The sequence below is a fragment of the Rhodococcus sp. P4_B6 genome (assembly GCF_056402215.1).
Map to the genome: position 1 here is coordinate 1 of NZ_JBFUHV010000235.1, position 10,777 is coordinate 10,777.

Below are 10,777 nucleotides of genomic sequence, written 5' to 3' on the forward strand. Positions count from 1 at the left end.
TGGGGCCGCACAGCCCCATCGACAACACGTCTTCGAGCCCGAGCAGCCGCCGGACGATGATGGCGCGGTTGGCCCACGGGCAGGCGCGGGCGGCCACGAGTCGGTAGCGGCCGGGCTCGACGGGATAGCCGTCGCGGCCGTCGGCCGTGATGCGGGTGGGGATGTAGTGCGTGTCGCGCGTGAACTCGGCGCCGGATTCGACGTACGCGCCTTCCGTGCCGTGCGGTTCTGACGTCCGGTCTGTCATGGTCGACTCGTTCCCCGTCTTTCGATGGCTCTCAGTGTCTTCCAGTTGTCGATGGGTGCGGTCACATAACTCGGATACTGGAGATCGGCAGCGATGGAGTCTCGCGGCGTTCGCGATGCACGGTCACAACCGCTGTACTGCTCGCGGCGGATCAGTAAAGGTCGCGAGGACGCGTGGGCGGACATCGGAATCCCTGAATGAGGTTGCTCAGTACGTTCCAGGTCGTCCCAGAGTTTCGGTTGACCTCCGGTGGGGATGGGCCCCTCAGAAGACCACCCCCAACCGGAGGAGTTCTTCACATCAGGTTCACCACACCCGATTACCGGCCTTGCGCCCAGCTAGAGCGGACGGAGTTCATCGTGTACCCCGTGCCCGATCTTGGTTGCGAAGGCATGGCTTGCGCCGACGATCCCGGTCACCACATCCAATTCGGCGGTGTCGCGGGGTCCGTAGACCAAGACCATGCCCTCCGACAGTCGAAGGCCGGCCAGCGGGTGGGCCACCGCCCACCCCTTCTGCAGGGCATCGATCGCAAGAGCGGGCGGCAGCACGATGTGCATGCTGCCGTCGAAGTGAGGATGAAGGTGGGCGAACTCCCCCACTGACGGAACGATGAACGCCTCCTGGCCGCCCCTGGCATCCTCAGGTCCAAGCTGCAGGGCCCGCGCACCTGGGACGGAGATCTCGCTGGGCGCGATGGTGACGCCGGGGAGTCGCCGGATCCGCTCGAAGAGCTTCTCTTGAAGTTCCGGCGGCGCGTTCTGCGTCTCCTGCTGCTGCGGTGTGGTGACGCTGACCTCCGGCGCCGGCCCAACGCGGTGCGGGAGTGTGCCGTCCGGCAGCGTCGGCCAGTACACCGCCGTGTCGGAAGTGCCGGAAGTGCCGCCGTCTTCGTCCGTCGGCCGCGTGACGAAGTTCAACCGTTCGGAGACCCACCACCCGAGGGCACGGATGGTGCGTTCGGTGAGCTCATGGCCGGTCGGTTCGCGTTCCGCCCACAGCGGGGAACCGCTGTATTTGACGAGGTATTCCCATGTCCACTCCTGCAATTCGGGAGGTATGACGGTGTCGTGGAGGCCGTGAACCAGGAAGATCGGGACTCCGGTCAAACGTCCCGCGGTGAGGGGCAGGCCGACATCGAACGGGAGAGTTCCGTAGAGCAGGCCGGCACCAGAGAACCGACTGGGGTCGGCCAGCAGCAAGCCACCGGCAAAGGCTGAGCCTCCACTGAATCCGACGAGAATGACGGGTTGTTTCGGTGTCGTGACGGAGTCCAACCAGGATCGAAACCAGGACATAGTCGCGGTGAGGCTCTCCTGGATCGGGCGGCCGATTCCTCGATTCGCGAACCAGGCAAACCCGCCTCCCTCCGACAATGGGGCGCGGACAGCCACGTACCGCGGACCCGGTGGGAGGAACGGCACCAGTGTGCCCATGGCGGCCTCGTCGCTGCCTCGCCCGTGTAGCAGCACCACGAGTGGGGCCGAGGGGTCCGTTGAGCCCCACTCGGCGACGACCGGCGCGGGGAATTGCTTGGCGGTCATATCCGTTCCTCTCGAGCGCTGGCCGAGTACCGCTGCGCGGTTGCCACCCCTGCCCAGCGTTGCACTTCCGCTTCGAGATCCAGCGGCTCGACGGGCGCGCTGAACTCGTACATTCCCCATTCTTCGCGTGGCAACATCCACATCACTTCGAACTCGTTGCCGTCGGGGTCGAAGCCGTAGATGCTTTTGGTGGCGCCGTGGCTCGACTCACCATGGTAGGCATTTGACCTCAGGAGTGCGTCGCGTGCCTCCGCCAGTTCGTCGATGGTGTTGACCTGCCAGGCGAGGTGGTAGAGGCCGGTGTGGCCCGAGGCGGGGCGCCGGGCGCCGACCCCGAGACCGAACAACCCGAGGTCGTGATGGTTGTCCGAATCCTTCGCTCGTAGGAAAGCCGCGTTGGCTCGAGGTTCGCGGGCAGCCACCGCCAATCCGAGAGTCGTGCCGTAGAAGCTGATGGCTCGCTCGAGGTCACTGACGAACAGCACGGCGTGATTCAGGCCGCGGACCGCGATCATTGGATTACAACCGGGGCGTTGGTGGTCCACGGAACCGATGACCACGCCGGATCGGTGAAGCCGTCCAGGTCGTATTGGCTCATACATTCGTCAACCATGGACCTGAACTGGTCGCTGAGGCCCCTGTGCTCGGCGGCGCTCCACGTCTCGATCCGGTTGGCCTCGTAACTACCGGCAAAGGTGCGTTCGTGGATCTCGGTTCGACCACCGAACTCGGTGCTGAACATGTCCCAGATGATTCGCATGAGCTTCACCCGCTCCTCGGCGGTGCCCTTCGAGGCCTTCCAGTACTGATCCAGGTAGCCGCGGATCACGGGATTCTTGAAATCTTCGGCGGTCGACGGTATTTGGATGAATGATCCAGCCAGGATGTTCAGGAAGATGGTACGAGCCTTGGTGAAGGTTTCTCCATATATCTGGCGCCATTGCATCCCGTATTCGGTGTTGGGAAGCAGGTAGCCGCCCGGACCGGGGTGGGCATCGGCGATCATGCCGGCGTTCAATCCCCAGATTCCGTGCCGCAATCCAATCAGCTCGCCCACCTGGGCCTGTACGCCGCGGAAACCGCTCATGCCCTGCATTTCGGTCGCCTTGAGCAGTAGCCCACAGATGAAGTCGAGTTTCACCGCCGTGCGTACTGCGGCGTGGAAGGTAAAGCGCTGAGCGAAGCCGCGCGAGAACAGGCCATTGACCGCCTCCGGGCTTCGATACGCTGTCACGTTCTCCCATGGAACAAAGACATCGTCGAACACAAGGCCGAGGTCGGATTCATCGAATCTGCTCGAGAGCGGGTAATCGAAGGGGGATCCCACCTTCTTGGCCAAGCTCTCATAGGATCCGCGTCCGATGAACTTCACGCCGGGCGCGTTCATGGGTAGGAAGAAGCCCAGTGCGAAGTCGGCTTCGTCGTCCGCGAGTCCACCCGCGGGGATGTACTGACTGACGTAGGTGACCTGGCTGAAGGCGGCACCAGTGGAAATCATGCGCGCGCCGCGAACCACGATGCCGTCCTCGCGTTCCTTGACGACGTGCATGTACACGTCGCGTTGTTCGGCCGGTCGCTTGGACCGGTCGCCCGCTGGGTTGAGCAAGCTCAGGTTCACGAACGCTACTTCGTCGGTGACCTTTTCATACCAGCGGCGCACGTTGCCTGCGTACTCACCGTAGAAATCGGCGTCTGCGGCCAAGGAGGCGACCAGGGCGGCCTTGTAATCCGGCCCACGAGAGAGGGCCCCAAAGTTCATGCGGGCCCACTCCGCGATTGCGTCTCGCGCCTGGTACAGGTCCTCCTTGGTTTCTGCCATCTTGTAGAACTTGTGGGTGCGTGTGTTGCGCTCGGTGACGTAGGTCAGGATGTCCCGTCGTTTTGGATCGTGGAGCGAGTCGTACATGCGGGCGTAGCTACGGGCACTGGTGGCGAATGCCGGGTGAGTGGTGACGTCGTTGATCTCTTCCCCGTCGAAGTAGATGACGCGGCCGTCCCGAAGCGATTCCAGGAACTCAGCGCCTGTGGGCGGCTCTTTGACGTCGGCCGGGGAAGCCACGCCGGTGTCGGCCTGTGGGTTTGTTGATGTGGTCATGAGATACCTCCATGGGTTGTGCCGGTGAAGCGGGGTAAGGGTCAGAGTGGGACGAATGTTCAGGCCATGCGGAACCAGTCCGATGTCCACCCCGACTCGGCCTTCTCGAGTCGGTTGAGATCCCGCAGGTCGTCCTCGGCCAGTACGAGTCGACCGAAGCGGCCGGCGTAGTAGAGCAAGGGCTTGCGTTCGTCGTAGGCGGCAGCGGCGCGGACGTCGGCGATGAAGATGGTGTGCGTGCCACCGGTCGTTCTGGCGGTGACCGTGCATTCGAAGTTAGCCAGGCAGCCGGTGATCACCGGCAGTCCCAGTGCGCTGGTGTACGTCTCGACTCCCGCGAACTTGTCGTCGGAGGGGCGAGAAAACAGTCGCGCCAAAGGTTCCTGGCTCTTGGAGAGCACGTTGACGACGAAGCTGTCGGCCGTGCTGATCGCTTCGTGAGTTGGAGCTTCCCGATTGACGCAGAGGACCAGCATCGGAGGATTCAGGGAGAGCGCGGTGACAGCGCTCGCGGTCATTCCGTGGTTGGTGCCGCCGTGGCTGGTGGTGATAACCGTTACTCCGCTGGCGAAACGACTGATGGTGCGTCGGAACAATGTGCTGTCGGCGGTCTTCATCTCGTTCTTCTCCCTCTGTTTGTCGTCGTCGACGATCTCCACCGTCAGCCGTTCATGCAGCGCCGAACCGAGCTGCGGCAATGAGGCCGTGAAACTCGGGTCGCCGCTACGCCTGATCAACTCGGAAACTGTCGTCCGCGTGGACCTTCCCGCGCATCGGGGGTGACCTGCGTCATGTGACTAAGATCCCAGGGCACTGTTAACCGACTCGAAACCGCGGCAGCGCCAGCCAGGCCGACCGGTTCGAAGAGAACACCTTCAGTTCGACATCATGGCCCGAGCACCTCAGGGGTTCACGCTGCGAAGCACTCTGCAGTGCGGTCGAGGTGACCGTCGAGATTGTCGTCGTCGCCCCGCCCAGGGAAGGTATTGGCGGGTTTACGGCACGGCTACTGCGCTCAGACGCCGTGCCGGCACTTGTGGCGATGTTGGATTCTGAGACGCCGGCCTCGATGGCCTTCACCGCTCGTGTAGGCATCGGTGGCACCCGATGCGAGACGTCGGATCGCTATAGACGATCCTTAGCGATGCAGCCTCGTCAACAAGTCCCGAGTAGCTGCCGATGGTGCCGCCCCAATCTCTGCGAGAGCGTGCTCGCACGACCGATAGACGGCCACGACTCGGGTCTCGTCCCCGGTTGCGTCGGCAAGCCTCATCGCCAAGCGGTAGGCGGCTTCGTGGAACGGATCTTCCCGCAGGACCTGCGCAATAAACTCCTCAGCCTCTACCAGCTCGTCTAAACCGACTGCAGTCTCAGCGGCCTCGAAGCGGAGGCTGGTGGCCCGGTCTCGGAGATGCGCGCGGTGCTCTTCGGCCCAGACCGACTTCACACCGGGTAGGTACGGGCCGCGGCCGACGAGCTCCAAGGCTCGTCGCATCGTGCCCAGCCGATCTCCACCGCGCAGTGCGGCGGCCTCGGCAACCAGTTCCTCGAACCGTAACGATTCGCTGGTGATGAGTGCCTCCGAGCCGAGCCGGACGCCACCGGCAACCACTTCAAGACGTGCGTCCGCAGGGAGAACCTGCCGTAGATGATGAATCGCCTGGCGCAGGTAGGACAGATTCGAGTCGCTTGTTCTGCCGTCGAACAGCGCACCGAGAAGTTCGTCTCGTGTCGCCTCGCTGGCCCGTCGATCGAGAAGGTAGGCGAGCAGTTCGTAGCTCTTCTTGATGCGCGGCTTGACATCGGCGCCGTTCACGCTGAGGGCAACTGCACCGAACTCGGTCAGCACGATCTTCGCTCCGACCGTGGCCGTCGTCCCACCGTGGCTCGATCCCCATGCCCGCCCAAGAACGTGCCAGTCCGAATCCCTGTCGGCTTCAGCGTCCAGTCGGCGTGAGAGAACCCCCGGATAATCTGTGAGTGCTTGCAGAATAGGGTGGTTCGTCCCCTGGCGATATGCGGCATCGAGCGCAACATCGGCGGCGCGGTCAGCCGCGTCAGGATTACCGAGGCGCCATTCGGCCTCGGCCAGGTAGACACCGGCGTGGGCCAGGGAGAACACACGGTCACTGCGAACGGCTGCGGCGACTACCTCGCGAAGATGCTTTGCCGCGGTGTCGGCGTCACCATCACGGAGCATGATCAGCGCGAGCGAGGTCAGTGCCTGTTCACGGACGAACAGATACTGTTTGGACTCCGGCAGGTCCAGGATGTGGAGGAGTGCAGTTTTCGCGGCCGCGAGGTCGCCTCCGACGCGTAGTTCCAGGTCCGCTTCCTCCAGATAGCTGAACATCTTGAGCATGATCGAGCCGCTGGCACGAATACGGGTCCGCCCCATCTGCAACGCACGCCGCGCCTCGTCGACCCGCCCCAACCGACACATGACTTTCACAGTCAGGATGGCCGAGAACCACACACCCTCACCCGCGCCCGCGGATGTCGCTTCGAACAGGCGGACGGCTTCCTCGGTGCGGCCCATATCGAGGAGGGCTCCGATACGCCAGGATTCGCCAACTCTGGCCGCCCACCCGGTCGTCCAATGCTCCATCGTCAGACCGAAATATCCCCGGTAGTAGTGCACTCGCATGACGAGTGCATCGAAGCTATCGCCACAGAGGGCGCGGGCGGGGGGGATACGTGGTGGACCGTCATCTACCAGCGTCAGACAGTATTGCATCGCGTCACGGGATGGGCCGGGTGCGGTGAAGTCGAGCATCGAACGGGCAAGTCCCAGTTCACCGACGTGCATATACGACCAAGACATGAGAGCGCCAGCGCGACTGGACGACCGAGCTAGACTTTCGCGTTCGCCGTCGTCCGCAAGGTCGTCAGCCAGCTCGACAGCCTCTCGATAGTTTTCGCCGGCAACGGCCAGCATCAACTCGGCGGGCGCGAGCCGTCGTCGACTGTCGCGCACTGGCGCCAACGCTGCCAACCATTGCTCGGCCAATTGCAAGTCGGCCCGCTCGGTGACGGCCTCGAGACAGTGCTCGGCGGCGACCAAGGCCTCAGGGAGTGCTCCGACTTCCAAGAACGCGGCGACAGCTTCCTCGTAATGGTCGTGCCGTGCCAACAACGCGGCATGACGGTGTCTTATCTCCCGGGCCTCGGCCGAGGGGCGGCGATCGAGAAGTTCGAGCAGATACTCCCGAAATCGGGGATGGCAACGCAACGTATGGCCGTCCCGGCTCCAGTTTGCCGGGAGGTGGCGTGCACGAAGCTGATGCAGTCGAGCCGCCGGGTTCGCCAGACCGAGCGCCTCCGCGAATGCCGCAGTCACCTGGTCAAGTACGGAGGTCGTGACCAGGAAGTCGACTTCTTCAGGCGTGAGCTGGGAGAGGATCTGTGTGGAGAGATAGCCGTGCAGGGGGTCGGCTTCGCCGCCCATGCCGGGAACATGCTCGGCCGACCGCCAGGCCTCGAAGAGAACGCCAGCCACCCATCCACCTGTCGCCTTCATGGCCTTGTCCGGGTCAGTATCCGGATTCCCGGCGGCGACGACTGCTTGGGCGGCCTCCTCCCGGGTGAATGCCAGATCGTCGTCGCCGATGCCGGCTACCATGCGGATGGTTCGGGAACCGAGGTCGATCGGTAGCTCGCTGCGGCCAACTAGCACCGTCCGGGCAGTCGGCGGGAGATAACTCAAGAACGAGCCGAGCACGACCAAGGTCGCCTCAGCGGTGGCCAGGCGCTCGGTGTCGTCGAGGACCAGGACGACCGGCGCGTCACCGAGTGCTTCGGCGAGGAGACCGGCCACATTTGAGTGAGGAAAGCCAGCGGCCATGGCCCCTGTCGCTACACCGGCTACAGCTGGTACCTGCCTGGCTAACGCCTCCTCCAGGTAGGTCAAGAACTGTCCGGTGGTCTCGTCGGTGCGTGATGCGCTCAGCCAGGCGACCGGGCGGGTGATCGTCTGGGCGGCTTGCAGCACCGCGGTCGTTTTTCCAGCCCCCGCGGTGGCGTGTATGTAGACGACCGGATAGTCCTCGATCAGTCGCGCAAGTAGCCCCTCGATCCGAGGTCGGGAAACCAGAGGAGTAGGGAGGGGAGGTGGTCGCACCCGCCCCTTGACGATCTTGCTGGGTTCCTGCATGACGCTTCGCTCTCTTGCCCGCCGGTTACACATAGTGTGCTCCAGCGACCGCTCATTCTGTATGGCTCGAACAGCGGTCCGACTTTCCGCGGGATGCCCCCCGACCGAGGCATCCCGCGGGCGTAGTGCCGATCTCCGATTTTGATGTGCGGAGGAAGGGACCGCATGGGAACCGCAGAGTGCGTGCGGCCACCTGCCAAGAGGCAGTCACACGCACTCCACTGGGCGAAGCTAGGCCTGCAGGCCCGCCTCGATCTCGAGATTGATGGTGATCTTGTCACCGACGACCGCGCCGCCGCCTTCGAGGGGCATGTCGATCGAGATTCCGAAGTCCTTGCGGTTGATTACGGTGGTGGCCTCGAAGCCAGCGACCGGTCCGTTGCCCATGCCGGGATTGACGCCATTGACCTCGAGTTCCAGCTCGATCTTCTTGGTGATGCCGTGCAGGGTGAAGTCACCCTCGAGAATGAAGCCGTCACCCTTCGAACGCACCGACGTCGAGGTGAAGGTGGCCTTCGGAAACTTCTCGACCTCGAAGAAGTCTGCGGACTTGATGTGCCCGTCGCGCTGCTCATTCTTGGTGTTGACAGAGTCAACCGCGATTTCAGACTGAACCGACGGAGTGCCGTCTTCGGCGATGGTGATCTGACCGGAGAAATCTTCGAAGGTGCCGCGAACCTTGCTCACCATCAGGTGGCGGACGGTGAAGCCGACGGTGGAGTGGACCGGGTCGATGACCCAGGTGCCCGTGGAAAGGCCGGGGGTTGCTAGTGCAGTGGTCATGTTCTCTCCTGGAGAAGTAGTTGTGTGAAGAAACGGCTCACGAGGTATCCGCCTGCAACTCTCAATGTGGGTTGCACGCTTCGGGATGCAGCCGCCGATATCGGTGCGGGAACGAGTTCGGTGTGGCGGGATATCGTGCGTTGGGATGCCCATCTCCGCACCGGTCAGACAGTTACCACCTCCCCTGTTCCATGAGCCGTCCAGGTCATGTGAGCGATGGTGTCGGGTCGGCGTTAACGAGGACGAAACTGAGACTGCCCACTTGGGGTGGACACCCCGACAATGGATCGTGCGAGTTTCGGGAAGGGATGCCGAGGTGGGACGTCAGTCGCCGCATTCGGAGGAGTTCCGGAGGGATGCTGTCGTGTGATACCGCGCAGCCGACGGTAAAACGCACCTCCGACGGGCGCCGTCACAGCGACAGCCCGAAACCAGTCAAACGCTCCCACAGGCCAGAGCGGCTCGCTACTGTCAGCGGGTGGCCGAGCGCGTGGGACTCGTCGTCTCGGGTGGCGGCGCCCGCGGCGCCTACGAGGCCGGCGCCATCACCTCGCTGCTGCCCCGACTCGGCCGTCCGCCGACGATTCTGGTCGGTACCAGCGCCGGTGCACTGACCGTGACCGGTCTCGCCGCCGATGCCSATCTGGGCCTCGACCAGGCCGCCGAACACGTGGTGTCGCGRTGGAGTTCGGTGGCGCTCGACGACGTGTTCGGAGTGGTCAGCAGCATCGCCGGCGGCGGCCTGCGGTATCTGGGGCAGCTCGCGGGGCTGCACGTGCGACTGTCGAGCCTGTTCGACACCACCCGGATGACCGAGACGATCACCAAGCTGGTGCCGTTCGAGCGGGTGCACGAAAACATCGAGCGGGGGATCGTCGAGGCGGTCGCCGTCGCCGCCACCTCGGTCGCGACCGGCGGCACCGTGGTCTTCGTCGAGAAGCACCCCKCGATTGAGCTGCCCCGGTAYGACGCGAACCGCAACATCAGCTACGTGGAGACCGAGCTGCGGCCCGAGCACGTGCTCGCGTCCGCGGCGGTGCCGGGGCTGTTCCGGCCSATCCACATCGGAACCCCGCCGGCGTGGGCCGGCTGGTACGTCGACGGCGGATTGCGGCTGAACATGCCGCTCAAGCCRGCCGTCCAGATGGGCGCCGACCGTCTGGGCATGGTCTCCACCCGGCCCCGCCACTGGCCGACCGGGTTGCCGTCGCAGCAACACACCGGCACCGGCGAACCGGACATTTTCAACGCCGCCGGGGTGATCCTGCGGGCCATGCTCGCCGATCGGATGGTCGAAGACCTRCACCGTCTCGAGTCCCGCAACGCACAGGCGCACGCCGACCCGGGCGGCGCGCCCTTCCGGCACATCGATGTCGAATTCGCCGGTCCGCCGCTCGAGCGGGCGGATGCGCTCGCGGTCCTGGCGGACGAGGTGTTCCGCCAACGGTATCGCGGGCTGCGGCGGCTGCGGCATCCGCAACTGAGCGTGCTGGCCCGGTTCATCGGCGGCGAGGCCACCGACCGCGGGGGCCTGCTCAGCTTCCTGTTCTTCGACCCGGCATTCACGGTGCCCGCGGCGGCGCTGGGTCGGGCCGACGGTCGGCTCCGACTTCACCGACCCCGAACCACCGGGCGCAACGCGTAGCGTGTGATCCGCGCCCGCCGCCGCGGGGAACCGACCGGATGCTCGAGTGGAGGCCGACCCTCCCGGTAGGTGGTCGGTGTTTTCCGGTCGGTATCCGGTGTCTATCGGATCGGACGTCGCGGTGGCCGAGCATGCCCGCAGGCACGGCTGGCCATCGACGTTTCGGCATTCCGGGACGGGTGCATCGACGGGCGCGTGGCTCGGACCGGTGAGGAACGCCAGGGCTGAAAGTGGTGGTAGCGGTTCGAGATCAGCTTCTCAGGAGTGCTGTGGTGCGGCGGGCAGGGTGACGACCTGGGCGGCGTAGGTC

Annotated in this window: 7 protein-coding genes and 1 pseudogene; 1 reads left to right on the forward strand and 7 read right to left on the reverse strand. The window is 64.4% G+C overall.

Annotated elements, in window-relative coordinates:
* From AC1DWT_RS46210 to AC1DWT_RS46240, 7 genes and pseudogenes are all read right to left on the reverse strand, one after another.
* A pseudogene (locus AC1DWT_RS46210) lies at nucleotides 1–247 on the reverse strand (glutathione S-transferase family protein); the annotation flags it as partial.
* Between the two features lie 338 nt (nucleotides 248–585).
* A complete protein-coding gene (locus tag AC1DWT_RS46215; RefSeq protein ID WP_477925824.1) occupies nucleotides 586–1,791 on the reverse strand; it encodes a luciferase domain-containing protein in 1,206 nt (401 codons plus the stop codon).
* Entirely contained in the window at nucleotides 1,788–2,306 is a 519-nt protein-coding gene (locus tag AC1DWT_RS46220; RefSeq protein WP_477925825.1) for a VOC family protein, read from the reverse strand. Before AC1DWT_RS46220 ends, AC1DWT_RS46215 begins: the two co-directional genes overlap by 4 nt.
* Nucleotides 2,303–3,886, reverse strand: a complete 1,584-nt coding sequence (locus AC1DWT_RS46225) for a 4-hydroxyphenylacetate 3-hydroxylase family protein (RefSeq protein ID WP_477925826.1) — start codon at nucleotides 3,884–3,886, stop codon at nucleotides 2,303–2,305. Before AC1DWT_RS46225 ends, AC1DWT_RS46220 begins: the two co-directional genes overlap by 4 nt.
* Nucleotides 3,887–3,945: 59 nt before the next feature.
* Nucleotides 3,946–4,623 carry a flavin reductase family protein gene (locus AC1DWT_RS46230; protein WP_477925827.1) on the reverse strand — a complete coding sequence of 226 codons (678 nt, stop codon included), beginning with the start codon at nucleotides 4,621–4,623 and terminating at the stop codon, nucleotides 3,946–3,948.
* Between the two features lie 401 nt (nucleotides 4,624–5,024).
* Entirely contained in the window at nucleotides 5,025–8,039 is a 3,015-nt protein-coding gene (locus AC1DWT_RS46235) for a winged helix-turn-helix domain-containing protein (RefSeq protein WP_477925828.1), read from the reverse strand.
* Between the two features lie 231 nt (nucleotides 8,040–8,270).
* Complete coding sequence (locus AC1DWT_RS46240) at nucleotides 8,271–8,822, reverse strand: YceI family protein (RefSeq protein ID WP_073370352.1); 552 nt, start codon at nucleotides 8,820–8,822, stop codon at nucleotides 8,271–8,273.
* A 478-nt stretch (nucleotides 8,823–9,300) separates the two neighbouring features.
* Between AC1DWT_RS46240 and AC1DWT_RS46245 the strand changes: the two genes are divergently transcribed.
* Nucleotides 9,301–10,467 carry a patatin-like phospholipase family protein gene (locus AC1DWT_RS46245; RefSeq protein WP_477925829.1) on the forward strand — a complete coding sequence of 389 codons (1,167 nt, stop codon included), beginning with the start codon at nucleotides 9,301–9,303 and terminating at the stop codon, nucleotides 10,465–10,467.
* Nucleotides 10,468–10,777: the final 310 nt, after the last annotated feature.

What these genes read in the sequence shown, in the direction of transcription:
- AC1DWT_RS46215 (WP_477925824.1), bottom strand. Translation starts at nt 1,791, where the DNA reads ATGACCGCCAAGCAATTCCCCGCGCCGGTCGTCGCCGAGTGGGGCTCA.
- AC1DWT_RS46220 (WP_477925825.1), bottom strand. Translation starts at nt 2,306, where the DNA reads ATGATCGCGGTCCGCGGCCTGAATCACGCCGTGCTGTTCGTCAGTGAC.
- AC1DWT_RS46225 (WP_477925826.1), bottom strand. Translation starts at nt 3,886, where the DNA reads ATGACCACATCAACAAACCCACAGGCCGACACCGGCGTGGCTTCCCCG.
- AC1DWT_RS46235 (WP_477925828.1), bottom strand. Translation starts at nt 8,039, where the DNA reads ATGCAGGAACCCAGCAAGATCGTCAAGGGGCGGGTGCGACCACCTCCC.
- AC1DWT_RS46240 (WP_073370352.1), bottom strand. Translation starts at nt 8,822, where the DNA reads ATGACCACTGCACTAGCAACCCCCGGCCTTTCCACGGGCACCTGGGTC.